14 protein-coding genes are annotated in these 15,812 nt (G+C 73.3%); 5 read left to right on the forward strand and 9 right to left on the reverse strand.

The window, feature by feature from the left end:
* Positions 1–82: 82 nt before the first annotated feature.
* The 3 genes from AB0J74_RS35780 (at position 83) to AB0J74_RS35790 (ending at position 2,738) form a co-directional block, all read left to right on the forward strand.
* Positions 83–640 (forward strand): hypothetical protein, encoded by a 558-nt coding sequence (locus AB0J74_RS35780; RefSeq protein WP_363456668.1) that lies wholly within the window; start codon positions 83–85, stop codon positions 638–640.
* Between the two features lie 88 nt (positions 641–728).
* Positions 729–2,000 (forward strand): MFS transporter, encoded by a 1,272-nt coding sequence (locus AB0J74_RS35785; protein ID WP_363456671.1) that lies wholly within the window; start codon positions 729–731, stop codon positions 1,998–2,000.
* 171 nt (positions 2,001–2,171) lie between these two features.
* A complete protein-coding gene (locus tag AB0J74_RS35790) occupies positions 2,172–2,738 on the forward strand; it encodes a hypothetical protein (RefSeq protein WP_363456673.1) in 567 nt (188 codons plus the stop codon).
* On the opposite strand, the gene AB0J74_RS35795 is transcribed toward AB0J74_RS35790, so the two are convergent.
* From AB0J74_RS35795 to AB0J74_RS35805, 3 genes are read right to left on the reverse strand one after another with little or no spacing between them, the layout of a single operon-like run.
* Positions 2,735–4,135: a pyridoxal-dependent decarboxylase gene (locus AB0J74_RS35795; RefSeq protein WP_363456676.1), complete on the reverse strand. Its 1,401-nt coding sequence runs from the start codon at positions 4,133–4,135 to the stop codon at positions 2,735–2,737. The genes AB0J74_RS35790 and AB0J74_RS35795 overlap by 4 nt on opposite strands.
* Positions 4,135–7,077, reverse strand: a complete 2,943-nt coding sequence (locus tag AB0J74_RS35800) for a bifunctional [glutamine synthetase] adenylyltransferase/[glutamine synthetase]-adenylyl-L-tyrosine phosphorylase (protein WP_363456678.1) — start codon at positions 7,075–7,077, stop codon at positions 4,135–4,137. The genes AB0J74_RS35795 and AB0J74_RS35800 overlap by 1 nt, the downstream gene beginning before the upstream one ends.
* 4 nt (positions 7,078–7,081) lie before the next feature.
* Positions 7,082–7,843, reverse strand: coding sequence for a type 1 glutamine amidotransferase (locus AB0J74_RS35805; RefSeq protein ID WP_363456681.1), 762 nt, complete (start codon positions 7,841–7,843; stop codon positions 7,082–7,084).
* 77 nt (positions 7,844–7,920) lie between these two features.
* Here AB0J74_RS35805 and AB0J74_RS35810 point away from each other — a divergent pair, with 77 nt between their 5' ends.
* Positions 7,921–8,796: an LD-carboxypeptidase gene (locus AB0J74_RS35810; RefSeq protein WP_363456777.1), complete on the forward strand. Its 876-nt coding sequence runs from the start codon at positions 7,921–7,923 to the stop codon at positions 8,794–8,796.
* Between the two features lie 45 nt (positions 8,797–8,841).
* Positions 8,842–10,041 (forward strand): nitrate- and nitrite sensing domain-containing protein, encoded by a 1,200-nt coding sequence (locus tag AB0J74_RS35815; RefSeq protein ID WP_363456684.1) that lies wholly within the window; start codon positions 8,842–8,844, stop codon positions 10,039–10,041.
* A gap of 198 nt (positions 10,042–10,239) precedes the next feature.
* On the opposite strand, the gene AB0J74_RS35820 is transcribed toward AB0J74_RS35815, so the two are convergent.
* From AB0J74_RS35820 to glnA, 6 genes are all read right to left on the reverse strand, one after another.
* Positions 10,240–10,665 carry a DUF350 domain-containing protein gene (locus tag AB0J74_RS35820; RefSeq protein ID WP_363456687.1) on the reverse strand — a complete coding sequence of 142 codons (426 nt, stop codon included), beginning with the start codon at positions 10,663–10,665 and terminating at the stop codon, positions 10,240–10,242.
* A gap of 102 nt (positions 10,666–10,767) precedes the next feature.
* Positions 10,768–11,376: a response regulator transcription factor gene (locus AB0J74_RS35825; RefSeq protein ID WP_363456690.1), complete on the reverse strand. Its 609-nt coding sequence runs from the start codon at positions 11,374–11,376 to the stop codon at positions 10,768–10,770.
* Positions 11,373–12,605 (reverse strand): histidine kinase, encoded by a 1,233-nt coding sequence (locus tag AB0J74_RS35830; protein ID WP_363456693.1) that lies wholly within the window; start codon positions 12,603–12,605, stop codon positions 11,373–11,375. Before AB0J74_RS35830 ends, AB0J74_RS35825 begins: the two co-directional genes overlap by 4 nt.
* Positions 12,606–12,625: 20 nt before the next feature.
* Positions 12,626–13,417 (reverse strand): ABC transporter permease, encoded by a 792-nt coding sequence (locus tag AB0J74_RS35835; RefSeq protein WP_363456696.1) that lies wholly within the window; start codon positions 13,415–13,417, stop codon positions 12,626–12,628.
* The gene (locus AB0J74_RS35840) at positions 13,414–14,364 is read right to left on the reverse strand and encodes an ABC transporter ATP-binding protein (protein WP_363456698.1); all 951 of its coding nucleotides are present in this window, start codon (positions 14,362–14,364) and stop codon (positions 13,414–13,416) included. The genes AB0J74_RS35835 and AB0J74_RS35840 overlap by 4 nt, the downstream gene beginning before the upstream one ends.
* 85 nt (positions 14,365–14,449) lie before the next feature.
* On the reverse strand, positions 14,450–15,802 hold the full coding sequence (gene glnA / locus AB0J74_RS35845) for a type I glutamate--ammonia ligase (protein WP_363456701.1): 1,353 nt from the start codon (positions 15,800–15,802) through the stop codon (positions 14,450–14,452).
* Between the last annotated feature and the right edge of the window lie 10 nt (positions 15,803–15,812).

A 15,812-nucleotide genomic window follows, 5' to 3' on the forward strand; every position in this document is an offset into this window, starting at 1 on the left:
CGGCCATCGGTAAGGCGGGTAAGGTACCTCAGCGTCAATGGTCCGTTGACACCGATGATGGTCCACCGGCATCATGGCCGGCGTGGACAAGCTGGAACAGGACCTGGGCACGCTCCTGGCCGCGGCGCGGACCGACGACCCCGGCAGCGCGCTCGAGGCGCTCCCCCTGCTGCGCGGCGTCCGCGACCGGATCGACGCGACCGAGCGCGCCCTGATCGAGTCGGCCCGCGGCGGCGGGGCGAGTTGGGCCACCATCGGCGGCGCCCTCGGCCTGGGCACCCGCCAGGCCGCCGAGCAGCGGTTCCTGCGCCTGGCCGGCGAGCAGAACCGAGACGTCGCACCGACCCGGCAGGCACGCCAGCGTCAGCGATCCGTTGACACCCAGCACGGCCCCGCCATCGCCCACCTCCGCCGAGCGGCCCGCGGCCTGCTTCGAAGAATCGAGGCGGACCCCGGCTGGGACGATCGCTTCGCCCGCGCCACGCTTGCCCGAGACACCCTCAGGATCGCCGCCGACGCACCCCCCGGAGGCCTGTTCTCCCTGGCCACAAGCGTCATCGACGATCTGGCCCAGGCCCCGACCCCGCTGCCGGCCGCGATCGGGGCGGCCGCCGACGACCTGCGCGCTGCGCTGAGTTGAGCCCTCGAAGCTCAACCACGGCTTGACACGATCAACGAGCGTCCCCCAGGATCTGAGCCACAAAGACTCAATGTCCTGGGGAGGACTGGTGGCCCACCCGATCGCCGCGCGGTTCGCGGTGCTGCGACTGCGCGATTTCCGCATCTTCGTCGCGGGCCACGCGCCCTCCACGCTGGGCACCCTGATGGCCAGCGTGGCGCTGGCCTTCGCGGTGCTCGACAGTGACGGCTCCCCGGCGACGCTGAGCTACGTACTCGCGGCGCGCATCGTCCCGATGGTCCTGGTCCTGCCCGTCGCCGGCGCGCTCGGCGACCGCCTGCCGCGCCGCCTGGTCATGCTCACCGCCGACTGCGTGCGTGCCGCCGCCCAGGCCGCGATCGCGGTGCTGTTCTTCGCCGGCGCGCCCGACCCCTGGCCGCTGCTCGCGCTGGCCGCCCTGAGCGGTCTGGGCGAGGCGGTGTTCCGCCCGTCGTTCGACGGCCTGGTGCCGCAACTCGTCCCGCCGGACCGTCGCCACGAGGCCAACACCTTCGTCGGCCTGATCCAGTCGACGGCCACCGTGGCCGGCCCCGCCCTGGCCGCGGCGCTCGTGGTGGTCACCTCGCCCGCGACGGTCCTGCTCGTCGACGCGATCACGTTCGTGCCGAGCATCGTCGCCCTGCTCTGGCTGCGGGTCCCCGACCCGGACCGGGCCGCGCGCACCTCGATGCTGCGCGAGATGCGCGAGGGCTGGCGGGTCTTCGCCGGCCTGCCGTGGCTGTGGACCATCACGGTGCAGTTCACCCTGTTCAACCTCCTGCTCTGGGCCCCCTACCTGGTCCTGGGCCCGATCTCCGCCGACCGCTTCTACGGCGGCGCCGCGGCCTGGGGCACGATCAGCGCCACCTACGGGGCCGGCGCCATCCTCGGCGGCCTGGCCATGCTGGCCTGGAAACCCGCGCGCCCCCTGCTGGTGGCCACGGCCGCCACGATGCTCTGGGCGGCACCGTCGGCGGCCCTCGCCGCCCGCGCCCCGCTGATCGTGGTCTGCGCCGGCGCGCTGCTGGCCGGCGCGATCAGCGCCGTCTTCGGCACCCTGTGGATGACCACCATCCACCAACGCGTCCCGGCCGAGGCGATGTCGCGGGTCAACTCCTATGTGGTCTTCGGCTCGTTCTCGGTCGGCCCGATCGGCCTGGCGCTGGCCGGTCCCGCCGCCACCGCCACCAGCATCCCGCTCGTCCTCACGGTCGGTGTCGCCTGGCAGATCCTGTCCGTCCTCGTGCTGCTCGCCCTCCCGGCCATCCGCGACGTGCGCCGCGGCGAAGCCCCGATCGACCCTGTCGCCGCCGCGGACGAGCGCTCAGCAGCAACGGTCTAGATCCCGTGCGGTCCCGGGCGCGTCGTGGGCACGACCGTCGCTCCCGCCGGGGACCGCTGCGCTGCCAGGTCCGCGCGGGTCGCCCCGAGCCCCGACCCCGCGTTGCGGCAACGAGGTCGGTGGGTGGCATCGCGGCGGGAACGGCGCCGGTCCCAGGCGCGTCTACTTCTCATGGCCATGCGGATCAGCCGGCTCGTCGGAGGCGCACTCGCCCTCGCGTTGGCCGTCGGCGGTTGCGGCAAGCCGTTCGGCGGGCGCGTCGTCTACCAGGGCGACTATCCCCACTACCGGAGCGCGGCGGAGCTGATGGACAGGGCCAGCCTGGTCATCGAGGCGACGGTCGCGCGGCCCCGGGTCGACAAGCTCTATCCCGACGGCGGCGGCAGCGGTCCGAAGGCCGACCCGCGGGCCGGCGCGCCCGAGCCGGTCGAGGACACCGCCGTCGTCATCACGGTCTGGTCGGCGACCATCAAAGTGGTCCACAAGGGACCGAACAAGCCCGGCGACGTGGTCGACGTGCACCAGGTGGGTGGGCTCCTCGACGGCGTGAGCTACGAGCAGGACGCGGCGGTGCCCTTCCGGGAAGGAGACACCTACCTGCTGTTCCTGGAAACCTACCCGGACTCGTCGGCCGCGCTGCTCAACCCTTACCAGGCCCACTACGAGGTCGACCCGGACGGCACCTTCCGCCCGGTCAGCGCCGACAACCAGATCGCCGTCACGGGGAACGACCTCTAGGCGAGCGCCGCCGCCAGCTCGCGGACCACCGACACGAAGAGCGACACGTCGCGCGACGTCGTACGCCAGTTGACGATCGCCGGCCGCAGCGCCACCTTGCCCTCGTAGACCGTCGTACCGGCGAAGACCCGGCCGTCGTCGAGCAGGGCCTCGCCCACCCGCCGGTTGAGGTCGTCGAGCCGCGACTCCGGCACGCCCGGCGGCCGCACCCGGAAACAGACGATGCACAGCGGCACCTCGGCCAGCCGCTCCAGGTCGGGCGCGGCGTCGACCAGCGACGCCAACTCCTGCGCCAGGTCGAGGTGCCGCTCCACCATCGCTCGATAGCCCGACCGCCCGTACGCCGCCAGCGTCGCCCAGATCGGCAACGACCGCGCCCGCCGCGACGACTCCGGGCCCAGCAGCGCGTAGCCACCCCGCGGCGAGTCGGCGCCGGGCAGGTAGGGCGCGCCCGGCATCCCGAACGCCGCGCCCAGCCGCGACGGGTCGCGAAGGAAGGCGAAACCGCTCTCGTAGGGCACGTTGAGCCACTTGTGGCCGTCGCACGCGATCGAGTCGGCCCGCTCCAGCCCTGCCACCAGATGGGCCGTGCGCGGCGACAGCGCCGCGAAGAGCCCGAACGCCCCGTCGACATGCAGCCACGCGTCATGCCGGGCGACGACGGAAGCGAGATCGGCCAACGGGTCGAAGTCGCCGGCGTTGACCTCGCCCGCGTTCGCGATCACCACGGCCGGGCCCGACGAGGCCAACGCCCGGTCCAGTGAGGACAGATCGACCCTGCCCGCGCCGTGCACCGACACCGACTCCCGCCCGTGCCCCAGCATCTGCAGGGCCTTGCGGGCCGAGGCGTGCACGTACCCGCCCGAGAACACCGGCATCCGCGGCAACCCGGAAAGCCCCGCCGCCGCCACGTCGACCCCGTGCCGCGACGCCCACCAGTGCGTCGCCGCGCCCAGCGCGGTGAAGTTGGCGAACGTCGCGCTCGCCACCAGCGCCCCGCCGAACGACGCCGGCAGCCCGAAGAGTGACCGCAGCCAGTCCAGCGCCACCGTCTCCACCGACGTCGCGAACTCCGACGCCGCCCGCGAGAACGCGTTCTGGTCGAGCAGCGAGACGGTCCAGTCGGCGGCCAGCGCGGCCGGCGTCACGCCGCCCGTGACGAAGTGGAAGAAGCGCGGCCCGGCCGAGTGGGTGGCGGACGACGTACCCACGGAAAGAAGCCTGTCCACGACGGACGCCGCGCCGGCGCCCGAGAGCGGCAGGTCGCCGCCCAGCGACTTGACCCCCGACGATCCGGCGTAGACCGGGCGATCGGCGAGGGACGCGAGATAGGGACCGGCCGTGTCGAACACCGCGCGCAGTGCGGCGTCCGTGCCGTCGTCGTGCAAGGGGTCCATCAGCCCTCCAACACGTGCTCCATGGCCGCCCGCGCGCGGCGCGCGGTGCGGAGGTACTCGTCGATGAACTCGCCCGCGTCGTCGCGGCCGAGCAGTCGCACCACGCCGGCCAACTCGACGCCGTGCCGCGGCAACTGGTCGCCGGGGCGACCGCGCACGAGCATCAGCGCGTTGCGCACCCGGGCCGCCTGCCGCCAACCCGCGACCAACGCGGTGGCGTCGGCCGGGTCGAGCAGCCCGGCCGATTCGGCGGCGGCCAGAGCGTCGACCGTACGGGTGGTCCGCAGCGCGGGATGCGCGCCGGCGTGCCGCAGTTGCAGCACCTGCGCCGCCCACTCGACGTCGGCCAGCCCGCCCCGGCCGAGCTTGACGTGGGTCGCCGGGTCGGCACCGCGCGGCAGCCGCTCGTTCTCCACGCGTGCCTTGATCCGCCGGATCTCCACCTGCTGGGCCTGGCTGAGCCCCGTCGCGGGATAGCGGTAGCGGTCGGCCATCGCCACGAACCGCGCACCGAGTTCGGCGTCGCCGGCCACCGGCCGGGCCCGCAGCAGCGCCTGGGCCTCCCAGACGTGCGACCAGCGGGCGTAGTACTGCGCATAGGCGGCCAGGCTGCGCACCAGCGGGCCCTGCCGCCCTTCGGGCCGCAGGTCGGCGTCGACACCGAGCGGCGGGTCGGGTGCCGGCATCCCGAGCAACCGGCGCAACTCCTCGGCGACCGCATGGGCGGCGGCGCTGGACGCACCGTCGGGCTGGCCCGGCGGCGGGTCGAAGACGAACAGCACGTCGGCGTCGGACGAGAAGCCCATCTCCAGCCCGCCCAGCCGCCCCATCCCGATAACGGCAAAGGTCAGCCCGGGCGGCAGCGGATAGGCCCGGGCCGCGGCCCGCAGGGCGGCGCCCAGCGTCGCATCGGCCACATCGGACAGTGCGGTGCCGACGCCGCGCACGTCGAGCACCGGCGACGGGGCCAGCGAGCCGTGGCTGAGCGCGTCGGCGCAGGCGATCCGGAACAGCTCCCGGCGGCGCAGCCCGCGGACCGCCCGGATCGCCTCGGCCGGGTCCTCGTGCCGGTCGGCCGCGGCCCCGAAGCCGTCCCGGACCACGTCGCCGGTGCGGGGCGTGAGCTCCGCGTCCTCGGCCAGCAGGCGCAGCGCCTCCGGGTCGCGGGCGAGCAGGTCGGCGGCGTAACGGGACAGGCCCAGCACCCGGGCCAGCCGGCGGGCCACCGGGCCCTCGTCGCGGAGCAGCCGCAGATACCAGGGAGTGGTGCCGAGCTTGTCGGAGACCTGGCGATAGCTGAGCAGCCCGCGGTCGGGTTCGGCGGCGTCAGCGAACTCCTGCAGCAGCACCGGAAGCAGCGTGCGTTGGATCGCCGCCGTGCGGGAGACGCCGCCGGTGAGCGCCTCCAGGTGGCGCAGCGCGCCGGTCGGGTCGGCGAAGCCGAGCACCTCGAGTTGGCGGCGGGCCGCTTCCGGCGTGAGCCGCAGCGCCTCGGCCGGCACCCGGGCGACCGCCTCCAGCAACGGCCGGTAGAGCAGCTTGACGTGCAGCCGGCGGACCTCGCTGGCGTGCGCCACCCAGTCGGCCCGGAACGACTCGACCGCGTCGCGCCCGGGCATGGCGGTGTAGCCCAGGGCCGCGGCCAGCCAGCGCAGCCCGGCCGGGTCGGCCGGCACGGTGTGCGTGCGGCGCAGGGCCTGTAGCTGCAACCGGTGCTCGACGGTACGCAGGAACCGGTAGCCCCGCAGCAGCGTCTCGCCGTCGGCCCGCCCCACGTAGCCGCCGCCGACCAGCGCCCGCAACGCCGGCATCGTGCCGGTGACCCGCAGCGTCTCGTCGGCCCGTCCGTGCACGAGCTGCAGCAACTGCACCGCGAACTCGATGTCGCGCAGCCCGCCAGGCCCGCGCTTGATCTCGCGTTCCATCTCCCGGGCGGGCACGTTGTCGACGATCCGCCGGCGCATCGCCCGCACGTCTTCGACGGCCTCGGGGCGTTCGGCGGCGTGCCAGACCAGCGGCGCCAGTGTGTCGATCCACTGCTGGGCCAGGGCGGTGTCGCCGGCCGCGGGCCGGGCCTTGAGCAGCGCCTGGAACTCCCACGTGCGGGCCCAGCGCTGGTAGTAGGCCTGGTGGCTGGCCAGCGTGCGGACCAGCGGCCCGCGGCTGCCCTCGGGCCGCAGTGCGGCGTCCACCGGCCAGGCGACCAGGCCGCAGATCTCGATCAGCCGGGTGGCGATGCCGGTCGCGGCGGCCAGGTCGTCGTCGGTCGCCGCGACGAAGATGACGTCGACGTCGGAGACGTAGTTGAGCTCGTTGCCGCCGCACTTGCCCAGCGCGACCACCCCGAGCCGCGGCGCCGCGCCCACCTCGGCCGCGGCGATCCCGTACGCGGCCCGCAGCGTGCCGTCGGCCAGCGCCGACAGGGCCGCCATGGTCTGCTCCAGGCCGCGGCCACCGGTCAGGTCCGCGGCGGCGATCTTCAACAAGGCCAGGCGGTACGCGAGCCGCAGCGCCGACACCGGGTTGGGCGCGTCGACCGGTTCGAGCACCCCGGTCGCGCTCGGTGCCTGCCCGTCGGTCGTGCGCAACGCGGTCCACTGCGCCGGGTTGGCGACCAGGTGGTCCCCGAGGGCAGACGACGCGCCGAGCACCGCCACCAGCCGCCGCCGCAGCCCGTCGTCGTCGGAAAGCGCGGACAGCAGGGCCGGACCGGAGCCGGTGCGGTCGAGCGACTCGACCAACCGGTGCAACTGGCGCAGCGCCAGGTCGGGATCGCCGGCCCGGGACAGCGCACCGATCAGCTCGGCACCCGGCTCACCGAGCGGCTCGCCCGTCGCCGGGTCCCAGAGCCCGAGCCCGCCCGGGCCGAGCAGCTCGGCCGCCCGGTCGCCGAAGCCGAACCGGGCCAGCCGGGTCGGGCGCTCGCCGGTCGGCCGGGCCATCGGCTCAGCGTCCCAGCAGGGGCAGCGTCGGTCGCGGCAGGTCGAGCTCGCCCTGCGCCAGCGACGCGAACCGGATGGCGAACGGTTGCCAGACGTCTTCGAGGTCGGGCAGCACCGAGGCGCAGGCGCCGACCACCGCCTCCTCGGCCAGCCCCAGCTCGGCCAGCTCGGTCGAGCCGGCCGCCCAGTCGGCGATCATCGCCTCGTCGCACTCGATGTGGAACTGCAGGCCCCAGGCCCGCTCCCCCAGCCGGAACGCCTGGTTGGGGTAGTAGGTCGAGGCGGCCAGCAGGGTGGCGCCGCGGGGCAGCTCGGTGATCTCGTCGCTGTGCCACTGCAGCACGTCGGGCGCGATCGGCACCCAGCGGAACAGCGGGTCGCTCTCGGCCGCGTCGCGCTTGGCGACCAGGGCCGGGCCGATCTCCGGCCCGGAGGCGCTGCGCTCGACCGCGCCGGCGTGCGCGGTCGCGAGGAGCTGGGCGCCGAGGCAGATGCCGAGCGTCGGCAGCCCGGTGCGGACCGCCTTGCGCAACAGGCCCTCGACCTTGGGCAGCCACCAGCCGTCGTAGCCGCCGTCGTCGTCGGGGTAGGCCCGCTGCTCGCCGCCCATGACCACGAACGCGTCGTAGCCGCTCAGGTCGTCGGGCAGCTGGTCGTCGTCGTAGGGCCGGAGCACCCGCTGCTCCAGGCCGCCCTCGGTGAACCAGTCGCCCAGCCGGCGCAGGTCGTCGGTGGGGTCGTTTTCGATCACGAGCGCGGTAGCCACAGCTCGACCTTATCGGGAGCTAGGCTCCGCTCGTGCACGCGATCAAGGCACCTGCCCTGCGACCGGGCGACGCGGTGATGCTGGTCTCACCTTCGGGCCCGACCAACCCCGAACGGCTCGACCGCGGGCTCGAACTGCTCGCCGAGTGGGGGCTGCGGGCGGTGCCCGGGCCGCACGCGTACGCCCGCGACGGTTATCTCGCCGGCACTGACGCGGACCGCGCCGCCGACCTCAACGCCGCGTTCGCGGACCCGCGGATCCGCGGTGTGCTCTGCACCCGCGGCGGCTACGGCGCGCAGCGGATGGTCGACGCCATCGACATGGCCGCCGTCCGCCACGACCCCAAGGTCGTCGCCGGCTTCTCCGACATCACGGCTCTCCAGTTCGCGCTCTGGCGCGGTGCGCGGCTGGCCGCCGTGCACGGTCCCGGCCTGGCCTGGCGCGACGAGCGGACGCCGGCCGCCTCGGCCGAGTCGCTGCGGTCCGCGCTGATGAGCACCGATCCGGTGACGATCAAGGCGGTCGAGACCGAGGAGACGGCGGGGGTACGGGTGCCCGGCAGTGCCGCCGGCCCGCTGCTCGGCGGCAACCTCTGCCTGATCACCTCGTCGATCGGCACGGCCGACATGCCCGACCTGACCGGCGCGGTGCTGCTGGTCGAGGAGGTGCAGGAACCGCTCTACAAGATCGACCGGATGCTCACCCACCTGCGCCGGGCCGGCGCCCTCGACGGTCTGGCCGGGGTGGCGCTCGGCCAGTTCACCGACTGCTCCGACGACTGGGGCACCGGACTCACCACGATGCTCCTCGAACGCCTCGGCGACCTCGGGGTGCCGGTGCTCGGCGGGCTGCCGATCGGCCACGGCCCGGGTCAGCTCAGCGTGCCGGTCGGCGCACCGGCCACACTGGACGCGACTGCGGGTGTGCTGACGGTGGAGGCCGCGGTCGGCTGAACGGCCACGTTCGCTCCATGCGTAATCGGACGGGTCCCCACGGTCATGATCGACGTGGTGGAATGCCCGGGGTCCCGACCCGCCCGGGTCGGCCGGAAGGGCAGCGGCATGGGCGAGCGGCCGGATCAGGCGTCACCGCGACGGGTCTGGGCGAAGGTCGGCCTCGTCCTGATCCTGCCGATCGCCGCGACGGTCTGGCTGGTCACCAACGGCTGGGTCGACCACGCCGACAGGGCGAAGACCGCCGACCGGACCCGCGACCTCGCGACCGTGGTGCGGGCATCCGGCGATCTCGTGGAGGGCCTGCAGAACGAGCGCGCCGCCGCGGCCTTGTTGATCAGCGGCGAGGCGTCCGCGCGACAGCGGAACTATCAGGCCGCCTACACCCAGGCGCAGTCGGTGGTGACCGCCGCGGTCGGAGGCTGGGCCGGCCCGCGCGGCCGGCTGCGCGAGGTGCCCACGAGCATCACCACCACATTGCGCCAGATCGACGAGGGGCTCGCGGCGCTGCCAGACCTGCGCTCGGGGGTCGCCGGCCTCAAACTCAGCTTCACCGACGAGGCCAGGGCCTACACCGCCGTGGTCGACGACCTGCTCGCGCTGCGCGACAGCGCCGCGCAGACCGCCGACCCGGCGCTCAGCGAGCGGATGCGGGCCGCGGCAGCCGTGGCACGAGGCAAGGAACACCTCTCCCGGGAGCGGCTGGTGATGCTCCAGGCCTTCTCCGCGGGCGCGATGAAACCCAACCTCCGGACCGAGTTCATCGCGGCGCAGACGGGCCTGGCGGGTGCGCTGGAAACGTTCTCCGCGACCGCGACGGGGGCCGAGAAAGCGCTGTACGACGACACGGTGGCCGGCACCGACCTGCGCACGGCGGTCCAGTTCGCCAGCTGGGTCACCGGCGTCATGCCGGCCGACGGCACCCTCCTGGGCGCACCGTTCACGATGGACAGCTGGGACAGCGCGCTCCGCGCCAACGGCGCCCTGATCCGCTCGGTCGAGCGCCAACTCGACGACACCACCGTCGGCGCGGCCAACACGGCCCGCGACAACGACCGGCGCGAGGCCCTGGTCGAGGCCGGGGTGCCGCTGGCGATCCTGCTGCTGGCCATCGTGCTGGCCGCGTTCGTGGCCCGGTCGCTGACCCGGTCGCGGCGCGACCTGCACGACGGCGCCGCGGTGGGCGGCGGCCCGGTCGACCCGGACCGTCCGCTGGCGAGAACCGCCGCCAGCAACCGCCCCTAGGCGAACAGCCCAGGCGAAGGCCCGCCCACCGCCGCAAGGCGTAAACGCCAGGGCCGGCCCACCGGCCGGCAACCGCCGCAAGGCACAGAACCCAAGGCCGGCCCCGGCCGGCAACCGCCGCAGGGCGCGAACGCCAGGGCCGGCCCGCGGTCAGCGGGCTCGACCGGGCGGCGACGCGCGGAAAGTGGGCGGGATCCGCTAGGCGATGCAGGCGGCGACGATCAGGGCTACGCCGAAGTGGCTGGCCGCGCTGACGCGGGCCGCCGGATGGGGCTGGTCGTCACAGATGATCTCGCCGAGCTTGCCCGGGGTCATCATGTCGAGCACCAGGAACGCGACGCCCATCAGGACGATGCCCAGCAGTCCGAAGAGGATGGTGGACGCGAGGCCCTGGCCGAAGTCGGTGTAGCTGGTGATGATCGCCGTGAAGACGATGACCGCGATGCCGAGCTGGTTGGCCGCGAGCAGCAGCGACGCGTTGCCGTTGCGGTGGATCCAGATCAGCTCGCGCAGCTTGCCGGGGGTGAGCAGGTCGACCAGCATGAAGCCGGCGACCATCAGGCCGATGCCGACCACGCCGTAGACGATGCTGTGCCACGCGCCGGTGTAAAGGTCCTCCCACATCGCGGTGTGCCCTCCAAGGTTGTCGATGCCACCGACGTGGCGTCAAAGGACGATAGCGCGATCATGCAAGCCGGGAAATGTCCGATCGGATCGAGCGGACCGTCACAACCAGCCGTTCTGTTCGGCGATCCGCACCGCTTCGGCCCGGGTACGCGAGCCGGTCTTGCCGATCGCCGACGACAGGTGGTTGCGCACCGTGCCCTCGGACAGGTGCACGACACCGGCCAGGTCGGCGACCGTGCCGCCGTCGCGCGCGGCGCGCAGCACGTCGGTCTCCCGCGCGGTGAGCGGGCTGCGCCCGGCGACCAGCGTCTCGGCCGCCAGCGACGGGTCGACCACCCGCAGGCCGGCGTGCACCCGGCGGACCGCCTCGGCCAACTGCCGGGCCGGGGTGTCCTTGACGACGAACCCGCTGGCGCCGGCCTCCATCGCCCGGCGGAGGTAGCCGGGTCGCCCGAACGTGGTCACCACCAGCACCCGGCAGTCGGGCACCGCGCCGGCCAGTTCGGCGGCCGCGGCGATCCCGTCACCGCCGGGCATCTCCACGTCGAGCAGGGCCACGTCGGGAGCGGTGCGTCGGGCGGCCTCGACCACCTCGTCGCCGCGGCCCACCTCGGCGACGACCTCCAGGTCGGGCTCGAGCGAGAGCAGGGCGGCCAGCGCGCCGCGCACCAGGGCCTGGTCGTCGGCGATCAGCACGCGGATGGTCACGCCGGCACGCTCACGCGCAGCACAAAGCCGGAGCCGGGGCCGGCGCCCCGGCCGACGGAGAGGTGGGCGCCGCACGCCTCGGCGCGCTCACGCAGGCCGCGCAGGCCGGAGCCGCCGTGGTCGCCGTCTTCGCTCGGGCCGCGGCCGTTGTCGGCGATCTCCACAAGGTCCGGCCGCACCGTGATCACGCAGTGGGTCGCGCCGCTGTGCCGGACCACGTTGGTGACGCCCTCGCGGACGGCCCAGCTGAAGAGGGTGCCGCGCGGCTCGGGCACGTCGGCGACCGAGCCGGGCAACTTCGCGTCGATGCCGGCCGCCGACAGTGCCGACCGGGCGCTGGCCAGCTCCTCCTCGAGGCAGACCTCGCGATAGTTGCCGACCGTGCGGCGGATGTCGGCCAGCGCCTCCCGGGCCAGCCGTTCGAGGTCGTTGACCTCGGCCTCGGCGCGTTCGGGCGCGACCGACACCAGCCGGCCGGCGAGCTCGGCCTTGATGGTGATCACGGTCAGCGAGTGGCCGAGGATGTCGTGCAGGTCGCGGGCGGCGCGGGCGCGCTCCTCGGCGACGGCGAGCCGGGCGATCTCCCGGTTGGCGGCGGTCAGTCGCTGGTTGTGGTCGATCATCCGGGTCACGCCGAACATCGCGAACGCGGCCAGCAGGATCGAGAAGAACAGCGCGTTCTCGGGCTTCCACGAGGCCACGACCTCGGGCAGCACGAGCGGCAGGACGGCGATCACCGCCACGGTCGGGCCCGCCGCGCGGGTCGGCAACACCATGATCGACGCTGCCGCGATGTAGACCAGGCCGACCATCCAGTCGCCGCCGGCGCCCGGGATCGTCGCCAGCGCCAGCGCCAGCATCACCGCCAGCCAGGCCAGCGGCTTGCGCAGGCCGCCGTCTTCCCGGGCGAGGCGCAGCCGGCGCATCCAGAGGAACACCAGGATGTAGCTGAAGCCGAACCCGATCAGGGCGGCCAGGCTGAACCACTTCGCGAACCCGTCGGGGTGGCGCAGGATCGTGCCGAGCGGCTGGCCGAGGTAGAAGAGCCAGACGCCGCCGAGTATCCAGCCGAAGCCGCGCTGGAAGAACGGGCTCGGCAGCGGCACCCGCGGCCCGAAGGTGTGCATGCCCGGGACCTCGGCCGGCCGCAGCCGCCGCTCGTCGTCGTCCGGACGCGCCGGCGCCGGCCCGGTCGAAACCGGGCCGGACGCCGAGGACGTTGCCGTCATGCCTGACACGCTATCCGCGGTCAGACCCGAGCGGTATCGCGGCGGAAGAGCAACGCGGCGCCGAGGCCGAAGCCGCCCGTCCAGAGCACCACGTTGAGCACCGCCACCCAGCTGAAGTCGTGCGTCAGCGGGCTGCGGGCGATCGAGCCGACGCCGTACACCGGCGTGAACTTCGCGATGGTCTGCATGACGTGCGGCAGCACCTCGAGCGGCACGAACAGGCCGCCGAAGAGCGCGAGCAGCGCCAGGATCGGGCCCATGAACTGCATCACGTTCTCCGCCGGGGCCAGGTAGCCGACGAACAGGCCGAGCGCGGCGAAGACCAGTGAGCCGAGCCACGCGCCGAGGCCGGCCAGCAGCCAGACGTGTGCGGGCATCCGCACGCCGCCGATCCCGCCGACGACGAACTCGACGAGCACCGAGAGCAGGCTCAGCGACAGGGCCGAGAGGACCTTGGTGGCCACGTACGCCGGCGGCCGCAGCGGGGTGAGCCGCAGTTGGCGGCTCCAGCCCTGGGCCCGCTCCACGGCCACCGCGCCGCCGGTCGCCGTCGAGGCGGTCATCGCGCCGTACACGGCCAAACTGATCATGATGTACGCGATCGCCGCGGCGCTGTTGGCCTGGTCGATGTTCTGGCCCTTCTGCGGCAGGCCGAAGAGCAGGAAGAACACCGCCGGCATGACCAGGATGAAGAAGAGGCTGCGGCGGTTGCGCAACACCCGGCGGATCTCCAGGCCCAGGTAGGTCAGCGAGAACCCGCCCAGCGGCGGCCGCCGATCGACCTCGGTGCGGGGCAGCGCGGCGGCGGTCATCGGGCAATTCCTTCCAGGTCGATGTCTTCGCCGCTGGTCAGGGCCAGGAAGGCGTCTTCGAGGTTGCGCGAGGTGATCTCCAGATCGCGGGCCGGCGTCTGGGTGAGCAGGTAGCGGGCGACCCCGTCGGAGTCGTTGGTGTGCAGCAGCACCGTGTCGCCGCGCACCTCGGCCCGGTCGACGCCGGGCAGCGCGGCCAGCCGGACCTCGTCGGCGCCGGGCAGCGTCGCCCGGACCTGGCGGCCGGCGGCCAGCGCCTTGACCTCGGCGGCGGTGCCGTCCGCGACCACCTGGCCCTTGCGGATCAGCACGATCCGGTCGGCGTACGCGTCCGCCTCTTCGAGGTAGTGGGTCGCGAACAGCACCGTGCGGCCGGCCTGGGCGTCGGCGCGGATGGCGTTCCAGAAGTCCCGCCGCCCCTCGACGTCCATCCCCGTGGTCGGCTCGTCCAGCACCATCAGGTCCGGATCCGGCAGCAGCGCCAGCGCGAACCGGAGCCGTTGCTGCTGGCCGCCGGAGCACTTGGCCACCCGGCGATCGGCGATGTCGGCGATGCCGGCCCGCTCCAGCACCTCGGCCACCGGCCGGGTGCGGCTGAAGAACGACGCGGTCATCCGGACCGTCTCCGCGACGGTGACGTCCTTGAGCAGGCCGCCGGTCTGCATCACCGCCGCGATCCGGCCGCGGTTGATCGCCTCGGTCGGCGTGTGGCCGTAGACCTGCACGGTGCCCTCGGTGGGCTTGGCCAGGCCGAGCATCATGTCGATGGTCGTGGTCTTGCCGGCACCGTTCGGGCCGAGAAACGCGACCACCTCACCCGGCTCGATCCGCAGATCGAGGTTGTTGACGGCGGTCACCGCGCCGAACCTCTTGGTCAACCCCCGCAGAAGTACGGCCGGAGTGCGGGTCCCCGTGATCTCGCTCGCCGCCAGCGTTTCCGTTTGCATGTCACTACTGTCGCGGCAGCCACCCGCCCCACATCGGGCCGCGCGTCACGATGCCGCCGTGACAAATGTCAGTGATCAGGAGGCCCTACAACGCCCCGAGGTAGCGTTCCCGCTCGTAGGGGGTGACCTCGCGCCGGTATTGCTCCCACTCGGCCCGTTTGTTGCGCAGGAAGTAGTCGAAGACGTGCTCGCCGAGCACCTCGGCGACCAGTTCCGAGCCGGCCATCACGTCGATCGCCTCGGCGAGGTTTTCCGGCAGCGTCTCGTAGCCGGCCGCGCGGCGCTCCGCGTTGGACAGCGCCCACACGTCGTCTTCGGCCCCCGGCGGCAGCTCGTAGCCCTCTTCGATGCCCTTCAGGCCGGCGCCCAGCATGATCGCGAAGGCCAGGTAGGGGTTGGCGGCCGAGTCGATCGAGCGCACCTCGACCCGGGCGGAGTTGGGCTTGCCGTAGGCCGGCACCCGGACCAGCGCCGAGCGGTTGAGGTGACCCCAGCACACGTACGCCGGTGATTCGGTGATCCGGTCCGGCAGGGCCTGTGGGAACAGCCGCTTGTAGGAGTTGACCCACTGGTTGGTCACCGCGGTGTATTCGCGGGCGTGCACCAGCAGGCCGGCGATGAACGCGCGGGCCACCTTGGAAAGCTTCATCGGGTCGCTGGCGTCGTGGAACGCGTTGCGCTCGCCTTCGAAGAGCGACAGGTGGGTGTGCATGCCGCTGCCGGGCTGGTCGGTGAACGGCTTGGGCATGAAGGTGGCCTTCACGCCGTGGCTGAGCGCCACCTCCTTGACCACGTGGCGGAACGTCATCACGTTGTCGGCGGTGGTCAGCGCGTCGGCGTAGCGCAGGTCGATCTCCTGCTGGCCGGGCGCGACCTCGTGGTGGCTGAACTCGACCGAGATGCCGATCCGCTCCAGTGCGAGCACCGCCTGGCGGCGGAAGTCGCGGGCGACGGCGTGGGTGGTGTGGTCGAAGTAACCCCCGGCGTCGACCGGCACCGGCACCGAGCCGTCGTTGGGGCCGTCTTCGAGCAGGAAGAACTCGATCTCGGGGTGGGTGTAGAAGGTGAAGCCCTTCTCCGCCGCCCGGGACAGCGCGCGGCGCAGCACGTGTCGGGGATCGGCCCAGGACGGGGTGCGGTCAGGCAGCAGGACGTCGCAGAACATCCGGGCGCTCTCGCCGCTGACACCGCCCTCGAACGGGAAGACCTGGAACGTCGTGGGGTCGGGCATCGCGATCATGTCGGACTCGAAGACCCGGGCGAAGCCCTCGATGGCCGAGCCGTCGAAGCCGATGCCCTCGTCGAAGGCCGATTCGAGCTCGGCGGGTGCGACCGAGACGCTCTTGAGGGTGCCGAGCACGTCGGTGAACCACAACCGGACAAACCGGATATCGCGCTCCTCCAGCGTACGGAGCACGAACTCCTGCTGACGATCCACGGCCAACCCC

Source organism: Asanoa sp. NPDC049573 (assembly GCF_040676615.1).
Taxonomy (GTDB): domain Bacteria; phylum Actinomycetota; class Actinomycetes; order Mycobacteriales; family Micromonosporaceae; genus Asanoa.